Here is a 14396-nt window from a genome sequence, read left to right on the forward strand (position 1 = left end):
TTGATCTGCGAGAGAAATAAATAGGTTTTGGCTAAAGCCAATTTTTCGTTTTAAACTAAAAAAGCGGACTAAAGTCCGCTCCTATTGATATAATGATACTGTTATAATTTATTCTTGAACCTCAAAAAGCAAACGCTCTCCAAATTTCTGTTCATTAATTTTTCCGTTTTCATAAACCAGATTTCCGTTGACGAAAGTGTGGGTAACTTTAGAATGGAAATTCATCCCTTCCAACGGACTCCAACCGCATTTGTAAAGGAGATTTTCTTTTTCAACCGTCCAGTTTTCGTTTAAATCAACCAAAACTAAATCTGCTTTATACCCTTCTCTCACGAAACCTCTTTTTTCAACCCTGAACAAAATCGCAGGATTATGAGCCATTTTTTCAACGATTTTTTCTAAAGAAATTTTTCCGTTTTTGTAATTTTCAAGCATCACCACCAAAGAATGCTGAACCAAAGGTGCTCCCGAAGGACATTTTGTATATACATTCTGTTTTTCTTCCCAGGTATGAGGAGCATGATCGGTTGCAATTACATCAATTCTGTCGTCCAACAACGCTTCCCAAAGTCCGTCTTTGTCTTTTTGAGTTTTTACGGCAGGATTCCATTTGATCAGTCCGCCTTTTGTTTCATAATCTTCATTAGTAAACGTCAGGTGATGAACACAAACTTCTGCCGTGATTTTTTTATCTTTTAAAGGAATATCATTTCTGAAAAGTTCCGTTTCTTTCGCTGTTGATAAATGGAAAACATGAAGTCTTGCTCCCGTTTTTTGTGCCAACTCAATTGCTTTTGAAGAAGATTTATAGCACGCTTCTTCACTTCTGATCAAATGATGGAATTTTACAGGAATATCTTCTCCATACTCATCAACATATTTTTGAGTATTGGCTCGGATCGTTGCTTCATCTTCACAATGAACGGCAATCAACATTTTTGTATTACTGAAAATATTCTCCAGGGTTTCAGGATTGTCAACCAACATATTTCCAGTGGAAGAACCTAAAAACAATTTAATTCCGGGAACGTTTCTTGGATTTGTCTTCAATACTTCCTCCAGGTTATCATTTGTTCCGCCCATCATAAAACCGTAATTAGCATAGGCTTTTTGAGCAGCAATTTCGTATTTATCTGCCAATAACTCCTGAGTGACAGCATTCGGAACAGTGTTTGGCTGATCGATAAAACTTGTTGTTCCGCCTGCAATAGCAGCACGCGATTCAGTTTCTATTTCTCCTTTGTGTGTTAACCCCGGCTCACGGAAATGCACCTGATCATCAATAACTCCTGGCAAAAGATATTTTCCGGAACCGTCGATAATCTGATCCGCTTCTTCAGAAATTTGAGAATCTATTTTGGAAATTAAATCATTTTCAATTAAAATATCGCCTTCAACGATCTTTCCTTCGTTTACGATTTTTACATTTTTGATTAAGGTCTTCATTTACTTTTAAGAAATTAGATGTTAGAAATTAGAAGTTAGAAAAGTTTTGAGTCTTAAATTATGAATCATGGGTGATCACTAATTTCCGGCTTCTAACCTTTAGCTTCTATGAAAAACAAAATTAAGGTTTATGAACGAATTTTACCCTCGCTGATAAAAATCTATTTCTAAATATTTACATTTGTAAAAAAAATTTCGACTTTGTATAAGAAACTATTAGGGCAGACAATCATCTACGGAGTAGGAGCCATAGCGCCTAGGATAATTTTATTTATCCTTAATCCACTTTTGATCTATAAAATTCCCAATGAAGGTTTTGCTATTTTCACACAGCTGTACGCATGGATTTCATTTGTTAATATTATACTTTCTTTTGGTTTTGAAACAGCTTATTTTCGATTTTCAGCTGAAGAAGGCAATGAAAAGAAGACTTTCAATACTTCCTTTTGGTTTTTGTTTTCGACTTCTACTGTATTCCTCGCATTGTGTTACTTATTCAACCAACAGATAGCTGATTACGCAGGCTACCATGATAATCCTGAATACATTAAGTGGTTTGCATTGATTGCATTTTTTGACAATTTACTGGTTATTCCGTTTGCATGGCTGCGTTTTCACAACAAACCTATCAAATATTCTGCGGTGAGAATTGTTCAGGCTGTTTTTCAGGCTGTTTTTACAGCAGCGCTATTCTTCTGGATTCCGGAAAGCATTTCAAAAAGTTTTGGACTAGACCAAAATGTAGATTATCCGTTTTTCAGTAATCTTGCAGGGAGTGCCTTAGGGTTTTTATTATTACTTCCTATTATATTAAAGGTGAGATTTCAGTTTATCACCGCCTTATTTGGACGTATGATCAAATATTCATTTCCATTAATGCTGGCTGGTTTAGCATTTATGGTTAATGAAAACTTTGACAAATCTATTCAAAGAAACCATATATCGGATGAAGAAGCCGGTGCTTACGGTGGTTGTTATAAGTTGGCGGTACTGATGACCTTATTTGTTACAGCTTACAGAATGGGTATTGAACCTTTCTTTTTTAAACAGATGGATAAAGGGGATGCTAAGAAAACTTATGCTAAAGTTGCCGAATATTTTGCATTTTTCGCCTGCGCTGTTGCCTTAGGAATTATCGCTAATATTGCATGGCTGAAAGATGTTTTCATCCCCAACAAATCTTATTGGATTGCCATAGACATCATCCCGATCATTGTTGTAGCCAATCTTTGCTTCGGTATTTATTACAACTTTTCAACCTGGTACAAAGTAACAGACAGGACCAGCGTCGGGACTGTTATTTCGTGGCTGGGAGCAGGCATCAATATCGCGCTTAACCTTTTAGCATTAAATTATTATCACAGCATGATTGGTTCTGCATGGGCAACTTTCGGTGCCTATGTCATTATGATGATCGTATCTTATCTGTTAGGTCAGAAATATTATCCGATACCTTACAGAATGAAAAAAATGTCTTTCTTTCTGATATTACTTGGAGTTTTCAGTTTTATCATTGTGAAATATCTTAATTATAATATCTTAACGAGCAACTTGTTATTTTTAATTTTTATCGGAATTTTAGTTTACTCAGAAAAAGAGATGCTGCTTTCAAGAATCAGAAAGAATTAATTTTTGGTCTCTGTTTTGCAGGTAAACAAGTCTATTAAAAAAACGTAACAAAGGTTTCAGATATGACAAATATTACCCTAAAGATGGGTTTTAATTATTATCTTTAACCTGAAATTAAAACAAACTAAATAAAAAACATTCTTATATAATTTATGAAAATTATTGTTCCTATGGCTGGGCGTGGTTCCAGATTACGTCCACATACATTAACTGTTCCAAAACCTCTTATTCCTATCGCCGGAAAGCCGATTGTACAAAGATTGGTGGAAGATATTGCTAAAGTTGCAGGAGAAGAAATTGAAGAAGTAGCTTTTATCATCGGAGATTTTGGTCCGGAGATTGAAAAATCTCTGATTCAGATTGCTGAAAAACTGGGAGCAAAAGGAAGCATCTACTATCAAAATGATCCTCTTGGAACCGCTCATGCCATCAAATGTGCTGAACAGTCCATGACCGGAGATGTAGTGATTGCTTTCGCAGATACGCTTTTCCGTGCAGATTTTGTTTTAGACAAAAATTCTGATGGTGTTATTTGGGTAAAAAGTGTAGAAGACCCTTCCGCTTTTGGAGTTGTAAAATTAGACAACTACGGTTTCATTACAGATTTTGTTGAAAAACCGACAACTTTTGTATCAGACCTTGCTATAATTGGTATTTATTATTTCAACAGTGCTGAAAAGCTGATGGACGAAATCAATTACATCATGGATAATAATATTAAAAATGGTGGTGAATATCAGTTGACAACAGCCTTGGAAAATTTAAGAGCAAAAGGGGCAAAATTTACCTTAGGAAAGGTAAATGACTGGATGGATTGCGGAAACAAAAATGCTACCGTAGAGACCAACAGTAAAATTCTTGATTACGAAAAAGAAGAAATGCTAAACTACCCTGCCTCAGCGGTTATTGAAAATTCATTGATCATTCAGCCTTGTTTTATCGGCGAAAACGTGAAAATTTCAAACTCTAAAGTTGGTCCTGGTGTTTCATTAGGAAACAATACGATAGTGGTCAACTCAAATATCGAAAACTCATTGATCCAGGAAAACACAAGAATCAATCACGGAAACCTTTCTAATTCAATGATTGGAAATTCTGCTCAGTATTTTGGGGTTTCCAGGGAGATTTCATTAGGAGACTATTCAGTTTTGGATTTTTTATCTAAATAATAGATTATCTTTAACTTAACCCATATAAATTCAAACCACACAAAATGTTTTTGTGTGGTTTGGCGTTAATATTGCAACGTATTTTTTAAATTGAAAAGGTAAATACATGAAAAATTGGATTCCGCTATTGTTATTACTTTTTGTAGTGACTTCTTGTAAAACAAGGAATGCTCATCGAAAAAAAGACAATAATATAAAAACAGACAGTACTTTCGTGATCGGCAACGATGACAATCCAAAGGATGCCAATGAACCGGTAAGAGATAAACTTACTTTCTATGAGCATGTATTGATTCCGCCAAAATTCGATCAGGTAAAAATCAACAGTAAAGTAAATGTAGAAACCGGCAGTTTTATTCCTACCCTTGATGCAACGATTTATATTGAAAATAACAAAAAGGTATGGATGAATTTATCGGCGCTTTTATTTAATGTTGCCCGCGGAATTGCTACTCCTGAAGGTATCAAAGGACAGGATAAGACCAGCAGAACCTACATTGATTCGGATTTTGATTATCTGAATAATTTACTGAATGTCAATTTTATCGATTACAAATCTTTAGAGAAAATTTTAATAGGTCGAACTTTTGTAAAAATCAGTGACTCTCAATTTACCCTTACCAAAAATGCTCAGGGTTTTAAAATGGCCTCTAATACCAACCAAAAGATCGTAACAGACGAGAAAACAAGAGAATATAAAATTGTGTTACAGTATGACACCAATTATGATTTATTGAGCGTTAATTTAAAAGATGTTTTATCTCCCGATGAATTAGAAATTTCTTACAGCAACTGGGATGAGTTTAATGGAATTCGTCTTCCAAAAAGTGTTAAAATAATTATAAAAGGCTCAAAATCTAGTCAGATTTTACTGGAAAATACGAAATTTGACTTTTCGAGGATGGAAACGCCCTATTCTGTACCATCTAGTTACAAGAAAATTGAGATTAAATGATTAAAAAATTTAGCTTTTTAATAGGTATTGTATTGTTCGGACTCCATTATGGGCAAGGTCCAAAGAAAGAACAATTACAGAAACAAAATGCCGAGCTTAAAAAACAAATTGCACAAATAAATACAGATCTTGCTAAGACCCGAAATGAGTCTAAGCTGTCTATTGGCTACCTTACAAATGTCAACAAAAAATTAGTTCTAAGAGAAAAAGTATATTCTAACACTCAAAAAGAGAAAAGATTTATTGAGGACGATATTTATCTTCGTCAGTTGGAAATCAATCGCCAAAACAGAGAATTAGCCGTTCTTAGAAAGAATTATGCTGAAGTATTGGTGAATGCTTATAAAAATAAAGGGGTACAGAACAAAGTAACCTTCATTCTTTCTGCTAAAAACATGGGCGAAGCCATCAGAAGAGTTCAATATCTGAAACAATACTCTGATTATCAAGACAAAAAAGCAGCAGAAATCACCGACGCTGCCAATCAGATCAAAAAAACAATTGCTCAGAAACAGTCATCCGTAAAAGCTAAAGAGCAGCTTTTGGTTAATCAGCAGAAAGATTTAGCCACAATTAATGTTGAAAGACAGCAAAAAGAGCAGCTTGTAGCAGAATTCAAACAGAATGAAACTAAATTAACAGGTGAGCTTAAGCAAAAACAAGCGCAGTCAAAAGCCCTTGAAGGTCAAATCAGAACGATTATTGCTGAAGAAATAAAAAGAGCAAAAGCTGAAGAAGAAGCAAGAAGAAAAGCCGAAGCAGAAAAAATACGCTTGGCAAAAATCGCAGCTGAAAGAGAAAAAGCAAGAATTGAAGCTGAGGCAAAAGCGAGAGCTGAAGCCTTAGAAAGAGAAAGATTGCTTGCTGAAGCTGAAGCTAAAAGGGCAACCGAGCTGGCTGCTAAACGAGCTGAAGAAGAAAGAAAACGTACAGAAGAAGCTGCAAGAGCAGAATCTAACGCAAGAGACGAGGCACGAAAAGTAGCTGCTAAAAAAGCATCTGAAGAAGCTGCAGCAAGAGCAAAAGAAGCAGCGAATAAAGTTACTGCAGCCCGAGCAGCTGAAGCAGCTCTTGAAAAGAGAAAAGAAGACGATAAAAAAGCCGCTGAAACCAAAGCAATGACCAACTACGGGGTTACGACTGTAGCTGGAAGTAATTTCGCAGATAATAAAGGGAGATTGGGATATCCAGCCGACAGAATCGGACAAATTACTCACCGTTTCGGAAGACAGCCGCATCCTGTTTTCAAAAATATTTACGAAGAAAATAACGGTATAAAAATATCTGTAGCTTCAGGTACCCGTGCAAAGTCTGTATTCCCGGGAACTGTATCTTCAGTGATAGCAAGTAGTGACGGCACCAAAACCGTTATGCTTAAACATGGAAACTACTTTACCATTTATTCAAACTTGGGAAGTGTAAGTGTTTCCAAAGGTCAGCAGGTATCTGCCGGAACTATTCTTGGAGCTGTAGGTCAGGATTTTGACGGGTCTTACACGCTTGATTTCCAGGTATGGAACGGAAGTACACCAGTTGATCCATTAGGTTGGGTTTCTTATTAAAAAAGATTAACTTTGCAAAAAGAATTGAAATGAATACACTAACAATACTTGCCTTATCTTGGCAACATATCCTTATCGTAGCAGTACTTCTTGTATTACTTTTCGGTGGTAAAAAAATTCCGGAATTAATGAGAGGTGTTGGTTCAGGTATTAAAGAATTTAAAGATGCGGTAAAAGAAGAAGACAAGCCAGGTGCAGAAAAAAAGAGTCCTTCTACACCTACTAATGATAATTCTTCCAGCAACTAAAATTCTACAGAATTAATGAACTTTACAGAGACTGCATGGCCAATCTTCAATCAATCCATTGAAGATTATCACGTGCTTGATGACGTTAACGCTCTAATTAATAACCCGTTCGAAAAAGACAGTTTGGAACGGATTTTGTATGCAAAGAACTGGATTGATACCGTTCAATGGCATTTAGAAGATATTATTAGAGATGAAAATATTGATCCGACTGAAGCTCTTCAACTGAAGAGAACTATAGATGCTTCCAATCAGAAAAGAACTGATTTGGTGGAATTTATAGACAGTTGGTTTCTTAAAAAGTTTGAAAATATAACTCCTAAACCTGATGCAAAATTAAATACGGAAACTCCCGCTTGGGCAGTAGACAGGTTATCAATTCTTGCATTAAAGGTTTATCATATGTCATTAGAAGCTCATAGAGAATCTGCTTCTGAGGAACACAGAGCCAATTGTCAGGCGAAATTGGATGTGCTTCTTACTCAGAAAGAGGATCTGTCAACTTCTATTAATCAGTTGCTTGCTGATATTGAGAACGGTAACGTTAAGATGAAAGTATACAAACAAATGAAAATGTATAACGATGAAAGTCTTAACCCAATCCTTTATCAAAAGGGGCAAAAATGAAACGACTATTTTTCTTTGGAGTACTATTAATAATAACATCTTGTGCAACGGAAAAGCTTAATTTTTCTCCGTTGTCAAATAATTTTTATAGCGAATCAAAGGGTTCTAATTCCGACAGAGGTTTGAAGAAGAGTATTGACATTAACATTAAGGAAAATGTGAATGCTTCTGAAATTTCAAACTTAATTTCTACTTTTCCTAAGTTTAAAAATACAGATCTTAATGACGAAATAACTTCATTGAAGTACAGTTTGCAGAACTATTTATATGCAATCGATGCCAACAATGTAGCAGGAAAAAACAGGGCGGTTAAAGACTTTGAAAAATCTTATAAGAAAATCCAAAAACTCAGAAAAAATCTTAATAAAGATGATGATGAGGTTCTAAACAGGTATCTTGTAAGATTAAAAACAAATATCACAGTAATAGAAGACGCTATAAAAGGAAGTTAAAAAACTAATTTGAACGATTAATGATTAAAATTCAGGCGGAAGCAAATGTTCCTACAGAACATGGAAACTTCCGAATGATTGCTTTCTCCGAAAACGAAAACGACTGGATGCCGCATATGGCTATTATTGCCGAAAGTACAGATTTTTCAAAACCTGTCAATGTGCGTTTTCATTCAGAATGTATTACCGGAGAAGTTTTCCATTCAAAAAAATGTGAATGCGGTCAACAATTGGATGCCGCAATGAAATATATCCATGAAAATGGAGGGGTCATTATTTACCTTCGCCAGGAAGGAAGAAATATTGGAATCATCAATAAACTTAAAGCATATTCTTTACAGGAAAAAGGCTTTGATACAGTGGAAGCTAATTTAAAACTGGGTCTTCCGGCTGATGACAGAAATTTTGGTGTAGCCATCGAAATTTTAAATCTACTGGAGATAAAGGATATTAATTTACTGACCAACAATCCTGAAAAGGTAAAGCATGTACAGGAAAGTAATATTCATCTTAATTCAAGGATCCCTTTACAAATTCCCGCAAATGAAATAAGCAAAGGATACTTACAGACAAAAAAAGATTATTTCGGTCATTTACTCGATGATAATGACAACTAAATAAAAAAGCAAAAGCTCCGGAATTTCTTCCGGAGCTTTTTTGTAATTATAAAAAACTGAAAAGATATATTCTTAATTTGCTTTATAAGTCTTTATTTTAGACTCATCAATATTGTAATATTTTATGACAGCATTATAATCAGAAGTATCTACTGTCGATGTTCCTTTAGCAGCACTTGCAGGTACTAGTACCACTCTAAATGTCTGATTATTTAAGTATTGGTTCGCCTCAGCGCCTGACATAGTTGACTGATCAAAGTTAGCTTCTGTATAAATTTCTACAGTTTGAGTAGAGAAAAGAAAATTATAATCTAACTGTCTATTACCTGATAAAAAGTAAGTTTTAGGAAGTAACTGCCAAGCATTCCCATTATTTAAATCTCTTCTGTATACCAAAACGACATCAGTAGAACTGATGGTAATAGGAACAGTAAACCCATAATTATTTGAATTATTAAAAGACCCGGTAACATCTCTAGATTGAGAATATGTATCATAATCTTGATCATCATCTTTGCAGCTGAATATGAATAAGCTCACAAAAGCCAGTAATAAAATTGGAAAAAATTTTTTCATTTTATAAAAGTTTAGTTATTATTTATAAAGCGTATTCAAATCATATACCAAAAAATTCAAAAACCTTGTTTTCATCGTTTTTTTAATTGTATTTTTGTTCATATTCAAAAATCATGAAGAAATTAGTTTACACTTCCCTCTTTATATTCTTATTTTTAAGTTCAAAAATATCAGCGCAGTATCAGCCTAAAAACATATCAAAAGAAGATTTGAAAAAGGCTCACCAATGGGTTGACAAAACATATCAATCTCTTTCTCAGGACGAAAGATTAGGGCAGCTTTTTATCGTGGCTCTCTATACCAATAAAGGTGAGAATGAGATCAGTAATGTAAGAAACATTGTTACCAACGATAAAATTGGAGGGTTGATTTTAATGCAGGATGATGCCGCAAGAGAAATAAATCTTGTCAACGAATTTCAGCAAAAATCAAAAATTCCTTTAATGATCGGGATGGATGCAGAATGGGGTTTATTTCAGAGAATTGCAACCGCTCACAAATTCCCCTGGGCTATGACACTGGGAGCTATTCAGGATAAAAAATTAATCGAGCAAATGTCTGCCAAAATAGCCGAAGACTGTCACAGAATGGGCATTAATTGGGATTTTGCGCCAGTTGTTGACGTTAATACTAATCCTAATAATCCAATTATCGGGAACAGGAGCTTCGGTTCTGAAGTAAATAATGTGATCAGCTCTGCTTTATCATATTCAAACGGACTTCAGGACAACAATATTCTGGCAGCGATTAAACATTTCCCTGGACATGGTGATACCAATACAGATTCACATCTTGACTTACCTGTTGTTTCTCACAACCTGGAAAGATTAAATACCATTGAACTGGCCCCTTTTAAAGCCTTAATGAATAAAGGAATCGGAGGCGTTATGGTTGCCCATTTATATGTACCGGCTTTAGAATCCGGAAAAGGAATTCCTGCATCAGTTTCAAAAAATATTATTACAGGTCTATTAAAAGAAAAACTAGGTTATAAAGGCTTAATTATCACTGACGCCCTGAATATGGGAGCTGTAGCCAATAAATACAATCCAGGAGAATTAGATGCGATGGCCTTCAAAGCCGGAAACGATATTATGCTATTCTCTCAAGGTGTTGCTAACGGTAAAAAATTAATTCAAAAAGCAATTGATAACGGAGAAATTTCACAATCCAGAGTAGAAGAAAGTGTAAAGAAGATTCTTTTAACCAAATATTTCTTAGGCCTCGATAAATATACGCCCAGAAATCCTGAAAATATCAATTCGGATATCAATAATGATTCTCATAAAGTATTGGTTCAGAACCTATATTCCAATGCTTTGACATTAATAAAAGACAACAAAAAATTGCTTCCGTTGAAAGGAAAACAAGTCTATTATGTTCCTTTGGAAGAAGCTCCTTACCAAACTTTTGCCAATCAGTTGGGTTCAGGTGTAATCATTAAAAAAGCAGGTGAGATCAATACAATCCCTGCTAACTCTACAGTGATCGTTGGTTTTCATAAAGATAATTCCACCGCTTATAAACCTTATAAAATTTCAGAACCGTCAAAAAAAGTTTTGGCTGATTTAACAAAGAACCAAAATATCATTCTAAATGTTTTCGGAAGTGCTTATGCATTAAAAGATATTGACATTTCTAAAATTTCAACAGTACTGGTTTCATACGAAAATAACGATGATTCGATGACAGCTACAGCGAATGCATTAAAAGGAAAAACAAAAATCTGGGGCAGACTTCCTGTCTTGGTTAATGATAAATTAAAAGCAGGAATGGGAATCGATTTGAACCCTTCAACTGCAAAATAAAAGTGTGAATTCAGGTATTTACAACATCAAAACAATAATAAACTAATGAAAATAGGCATACTTTGCTATCCAACATATGGTGGAAGCGGAATCGTAGCAACAGAACTGGGAATGTCATTGGCCAACAAAGGCTATGAGGTTCACTTTATCAGTAATGCGCTTCCTGCAAGATTAGACATTACCAATCCGAATATTTTCTTTCACAGAGTAAATGTTCAGACCTATCCTCTTTTTCAATATCAACCTTATGATATTGCATTAAGTTCGATGATTTACCGTGTTGTGAATCTTTATAAACTGGATTTACTTCACGCACATTATGCCATCCCTTATGCATATGCAGCTTTTACAGCAAAGCAGATGTTACAGGAAGACAACAATGATATTCCTTTGGTAACAACACTTCACGGAACGGATATTACGCTGGTTGGTCAACATCCAAGCTACAAACATGCGGTAGAATTCTCAATCAATCAGTCAGACGCCATCACTTCTGTTTCAGAAAGTCTGAAAAGAGATACTTTACAGTTCTTTAAAATCAAAAAAGAGATTCAGGTAATTACCAACTTTATTGATAATTCTGAGTTTGATGAACCGAGTGACTGCCAACGAACGCAGTTTGCCAATCCTGATGAAAAAATCTTGATTCACGTTTCCAATTTGCGTCCTGTAAAGCGTGTGGATGAAGTTTTACAGATTTTCAAAAATGTTGAGAAAAAGGTAAAATCAAAGCTGATCATCATCGGCGAAGGTCCGGATATGGAAAAAATCAATCAGTTTTTAGAAGAAAATCCTGATTTGATCTCAAAAATCCGCCTGCTGGGGAAAGTAAATGACTTATATAGAATTCTTCAACTCTCAGACGTATTTTTATTGCCTTCGGAACAGGAAAGTTTTGGTTTGGCAGCATTGGAAGCAATGGCAGCCAATACCCCGGTAATCAGCTCCAATGCAGGTGGAATCCCGGAAGTAAACATTCAGGGAGAAACAGGATTCTTAGCAGAAATAGGAAATGTAGAAGCAATGAGCAACTACACCATTAAACTGTTGAGCAATGATGAACTTTTAGCTAAAATGAAAAAAAATGCGAAAGATCAGGCTATAAAATTCGATTTGAAAAACATTCTTCCTATATATGAAGAAATGTATAGAACAACGATCGAAAATTTCAAAAAAGAGTTGACAAAAGTCTAGCACTTCTGCTATATTTGTGTCACACTCATGACGGAAAAACTACTTCAATATCTTTGGAACTTTAAGGTTTTCAGACATTTTGACTTCAAGGATATTGAAGGAAATTCCGTTGAAATATTAGATTTCGGAAAATGGAATACCGATTCCGGACCGGATTTCTTATCTGCAAAAATTAAAGTCAATACCATTATTTTTGCAGGAAATATTGAGCTTCACGTAAAATCTTCCGACTGGATTTTTCACAATCATTCTCCTGACCCTAACTATCAAAACATCATTCTTCATGTCGTTTTTCAAAATGATATAGAAATTGAAGAGCTTAGCAGTAAACGTATTCCAACATTGGAATTAATAAGCTATATCGATCAAAATATACTCTGGAAATACGAAAAACTCGTGGGTGGAAGTCAGTTTATCCCTTGTGAAACAATTTTTAATCCAACTCAAATTCCGGTTAATTTCCATGAACAGAATGTGTTGAAAAAACTGGAAAATAAATCGTTCGAACTTGAAAAAAGCTTAGCGCAGTTTAAAAATAATTTTGAGGCGGTTTTATTTCACAGCCTAGCCTATTCTTTTGGTTTAAAAGTAAATGCTTTATTTTCAAACAGATTGCAGAAAGTATCGACTTCAGTATCATCAATAAAATCCGCCAGAATGAAACTCAATTGGAAGCATTATTTTTCGGAATTTCCGGTTGGCTGGAAAATTCTGAAGATGAATCAATGAAAATATGGAAACGTGAATTTGATTTTCTACTGGTTAAATTCAAAATTTCCGATTTAAAATTCCGTCCCAAATTTTTAAGATTACGACCACCTAACTTTCCGACAATCCGTTTATCACAATTAGCCAGCCTTTATCATCAGCATCAAGGTTTGTTCTCTAAAATTATATCTGTTAAAAATCCAGAGGATTTATTTGATCTATTTAAAGACATAAAAGCTTCGGAATATTGGGATAATCATTACAATTTCGGGAAACTTTCTCCGGTGGACCATCCTAAAACGGTAAGCAGAGATTTTATTGAATTACTCATTCTCAATACTATTTTACCCTTAAAATATACCTATCATAAATATCATCATGAAGAAATTGCTGATGAAGTACTAAATTTTTATAAAAATATTTCTCCCGAAAAAAATTCAGTGGTTGACAGTTGGAAAAAATTGGGCTTATTGTGTAAAACAGCTTTGGAAAGTCAGAGCCTGATTTATCATTATAAAAATTCATGTGAAGAAAAAAATTGCTTAAATTGCGGTATTGGATTTAAACTTTTAAAAGAATCTTCAAATGTTTGATAATATTCGCCATAAAATGGAAAGAGAATGGTTTGGTGTTCTGACAAGAACAGGCGCAAAACTGGGAATTCCTGTTTCTAAGCTAAGGGTGTTTTTCATCTACTCTACTTTTGCGACTGCAGGTTTTTTCTTTCTTATTTATTTAGGACTGGCATTTACCCTTTGGATTAAAGATATTTTCATTACAAGAAGACCAAGCGTTTTTGATTTATAATCATGGAATTTTTACAAATTACAAGCCCTGACGACTACAGAGTTCAGGAAATTTTCGACTCCTATTGCAGTACTTTTCCGGAGGATGAAAGAAGAGACTGGGGAAAACTGGTTACTCTTTTTTCAAACCCAAAAGTTAAAATAATTTCGGTTTCACATGAAGCCCGAAATGTAGGATATCTTATTATCTGGGAACTGAGTAATTATACTTTTGTGGAGCATTTTGAAGTGTTTCCTGAGTTTAGAAGCCAGAAATTAGGTTCTCATATTACAGGTTATTTATTCGAAAATTATCCTAGAATTATTCTGGAAATCGAACCTGAACATTTAGGTGATGATGCAAAAAGACGCTATTCCTTTTATCAGCGAAATGGATTTAACCTGATTGACGAAATGTATGTTCAGCCAAGTTACGGGCAGGGCAAAAAACCTCTCGATCTATGGCTACTGGCCAATTATTCTCCTGAAAATCTAAAGGAGATCAAAGATGAAATTTACGATGTCGTTTATCATTAAAAATATAAAACCGGGGAATATACCCGGTTTTTTTTGTCTTTTTTATTTTCCACTGATTATGCAGTTTTACACAGATGATCGCA

At 34.7% G+C, this 14396-nt stretch carries 14 protein-coding genes and 1 pseudogene; 13 read left to right on the forward strand and 2 right to left on the reverse strand.

From position 1 onward, the window contains the following. Positions 1-108: 108 nt before the first annotated feature. Positions 109-1446, reverse strand: a complete 1338-nt coding sequence (locus tag M2373_RS11305; protein ID WP_259110653.1) for a dihydroorotase — start codon at positions 1444-1446, stop codon at positions 109-111. Positions 1447-1647: 201 nt separating this feature from the next. Here M2373_RS11305 and M2373_RS11310 point away from each other — a divergent pair, with 201 nt between their 5' ends. The 8 genes from M2373_RS11310 to ribA all read left to right on the forward strand — a co-directional run bounded on the left by M2373_RS11310 (position 1648) and on the right by ribA (position 8705). Next, positions 1648-3075, forward strand: coding sequence for an oligosaccharide flippase family protein (locus M2373_RS11310; protein WP_259110655.1), 1428 nt, complete (start codon positions 1648-1650; stop codon positions 3073-3075). 152 nt (positions 3076-3227) lie between these two features. Beyond that, positions 3228-4244 (forward strand): sugar phosphate nucleotidyltransferase, encoded by a 1017-nt coding sequence (locus M2373_RS11315; protein ID WP_259110657.1) that lies wholly within the window; start codon positions 3228-3230, stop codon positions 4242-4244. 106 nt (positions 4245-4350) lie between these two features. Continuing rightward, positions 4351-5199, forward strand: coding sequence for a DUF4292 domain-containing protein (locus M2373_RS11320; RefSeq protein WP_259110658.1), 849 nt, complete (start codon positions 4351-4353; stop codon positions 5197-5199). Next, the gene (locus M2373_RS11325; protein ID WP_259110660.1) at positions 5196-6761 is read left to right on the forward strand and encodes a peptidoglycan DD-metalloendopeptidase family protein; all 1566 of its coding nucleotides are present in this window, start codon (positions 5196-5198) and stop codon (positions 6759-6761) included. The genes M2373_RS11320 and M2373_RS11325 overlap by 4 nt, the downstream gene beginning before the upstream one ends. A 29-nt stretch (positions 6762-6790) precedes the next feature. Beyond that, positions 6791-7009 carry a twin-arginine translocase TatA/TatE family subunit gene (locus tag M2373_RS11330; protein ID WP_259110662.1) on the forward strand — a complete coding sequence of 73 codons (219 nt, stop codon included), beginning with the start codon at positions 6791-6793 and terminating at the stop codon, positions 7007-7009. 15 nt (positions 7010-7024) lie between these two features. Then, positions 7025-7636: a DUF4254 domain-containing protein gene (locus M2373_RS11335; protein ID WP_259110664.1), complete on the forward strand. Its 612-nt coding sequence runs from the start codon at positions 7025-7027 to the stop codon at positions 7634-7636. Next, positions 7633-8088 carry a hypothetical protein gene (locus M2373_RS11340; protein WP_259110667.1) on the forward strand — a complete coding sequence of 152 codons (456 nt, stop codon included), beginning with the start codon at positions 7633-7635 and terminating at the stop codon, positions 8086-8088. Before M2373_RS11335 ends, M2373_RS11340 begins: the two co-directional genes overlap by 4 nt. Positions 8089-8108: 20 nt before the next feature. Further along, positions 8109-8705 carry a GTP cyclohydrolase II gene (gene ribA, locus M2373_RS11345; RefSeq protein WP_259110669.1) on the forward strand — a complete coding sequence of 199 codons (597 nt, stop codon included), beginning with the start codon at positions 8109-8111 and terminating at the stop codon, positions 8703-8705. Positions 8706-8777: 72 nt separating this feature from the next. On the opposite strand, the gene M2373_RS11350 is transcribed toward ribA, so the two are convergent. Then, positions 8778-9281 (reverse strand): hypothetical protein, encoded by a 504-nt coding sequence (locus tag M2373_RS11350; protein WP_259110671.1) that lies wholly within the window; start codon positions 9279-9281, stop codon positions 8778-8780. 113 nt (positions 9282-9394) lie between these two features. On the opposite strand from M2373_RS11350, the gene M2373_RS11355 reads away from it, so the two are divergent. The 5 genes and pseudogenes from M2373_RS11355 to M2373_RS11375 all read left to right on the forward strand — a co-directional run bounded on the left by M2373_RS11355 (position 9395) and on the right by M2373_RS11375 (position 14313). Next, positions 9395-11089, forward strand: coding sequence for a glycoside hydrolase family 3 protein (locus tag M2373_RS11355; RefSeq protein WP_259110673.1), 1695 nt, complete (start codon positions 9395-9397; stop codon positions 11087-11089). Between the two features lie 45 nt (positions 11090-11134). Continuing rightward, positions 11135-12283: an N-acetyl-alpha-D-glucosaminyl L-malate synthase BshA gene (gene bshA, locus M2373_RS11360; protein ID WP_259110675.1), complete on the forward strand. Its 1149-nt coding sequence runs from the start codon at positions 11135-11137 to the stop codon at positions 12281-12283. 27 nt (positions 12284-12310) lie between these two features. Next, positions 12311-13584: pseudogene (locus tag M2373_RS11365) on the forward strand (DUF2851 family protein). Then, the gene (locus tag M2373_RS11370; protein WP_169234843.1) at positions 13577-13798 is read left to right on the forward strand and encodes a PspC family transcriptional regulator; all 222 of its coding nucleotides are present in this window, start codon (positions 13577-13579) and stop codon (positions 13796-13798) included. The pseudogene M2373_RS11365 and the gene M2373_RS11370 overlap by 8 nt, the downstream one beginning before the upstream one ends. Positions 13799-13800: 2 nt before the next feature. Next, complete coding sequence (locus M2373_RS11375; protein ID WP_259110680.1) at positions 13801-14313, forward strand: GNAT family N-acetyltransferase; 513 nt, start codon at positions 13801-13803, stop codon at positions 14311-14313. Positions 14314-14396: the final 83 nt, after the last annotated feature.

The sequence above is a fragment of the Chryseobacterium sp. JUb7 genome (genome assembly GCF_024806495.1).
GTDB lineage: Bacteria > Bacteroidota > Bacteroidia > Flavobacteriales > Weeksellaceae > Chryseobacterium.

Bases quoted from the DNA above. Each gene is read 5' to 3' on its own strand.
- M2373_RS11305 (WP_259110653.1), bottom strand. From the start codon at position 1,446: ATGAAGACCTTAATCAAAAATGTAAAAATCGTAAACGAAGGAAAGATC.
- M2373_RS11315 (WP_259110657.1), top strand. From the start codon at position 3,228: ATGAAAATTATTGTTCCTATGGCTGGGCGTGGTTCCAGATTACGTCCA.
- M2373_RS11320 (WP_259110658.1), top strand. From the start codon at position 4,351: ATGAAAAATTGGATTCCGCTATTGTTATTACTTTTTGTAGTGACTTCT.
- M2373_RS11325 (WP_259110660.1), top strand. From the start codon at position 5,196: ATGATTAAAAAATTTAGCTTTTTAATAGGTATTGTATTGTTCGGACTC.
- M2373_RS11330 (WP_259110662.1), top strand. From the start codon at position 6,791: ATGAATACACTAACAATACTTGCCTTATCTTGGCAACATATCCTTATC.
- M2373_RS11335 (WP_259110664.1), top strand. From the start codon at position 7,025: ATGAACTTTACAGAGACTGCATGGCCAATCTTCAATCAATCCATTGAA.
- M2373_RS11340 (WP_259110667.1), top strand. From the start codon at position 7,633: ATGAAACGACTATTTTTCTTTGGAGTACTATTAATAATAACATCTTGT.
- ribA (WP_259110669.1), top strand. From the start codon at position 8,109: ATGATTAAAATTCAGGCGGAAGCAAATGTTCCTACAGAACATGGAAAC.
- M2373_RS11350 (WP_259110671.1), bottom strand. From the start codon at position 9,281: ATGAAAAAATTTTTTCCAATTTTATTACTGGCTTTTGTGAGCTTATTC.
- M2373_RS11355 (WP_259110673.1), top strand. From the start codon at position 9,395: ATGAAGAAATTAGTTTACACTTCCCTCTTTATATTCTTATTTTTAAGT.
- bshA (WP_259110675.1), top strand. From the start codon at position 11,135: ATGAAAATAGGCATACTTTGCTATCCAACATATGGTGGAAGCGGAATC.
- M2373_RS11370 (WP_169234843.1), top strand. From the start codon at position 13,577: ATGTTTGATAATATTCGCCATAAAATGGAAAGAGAATGGTTTGGTGTT.
- M2373_RS11375 (WP_259110680.1), top strand. From the start codon at position 13,801: ATGGAATTTTTACAAATTACAAGCCCTGACGACTACAGAGTTCAGGAA.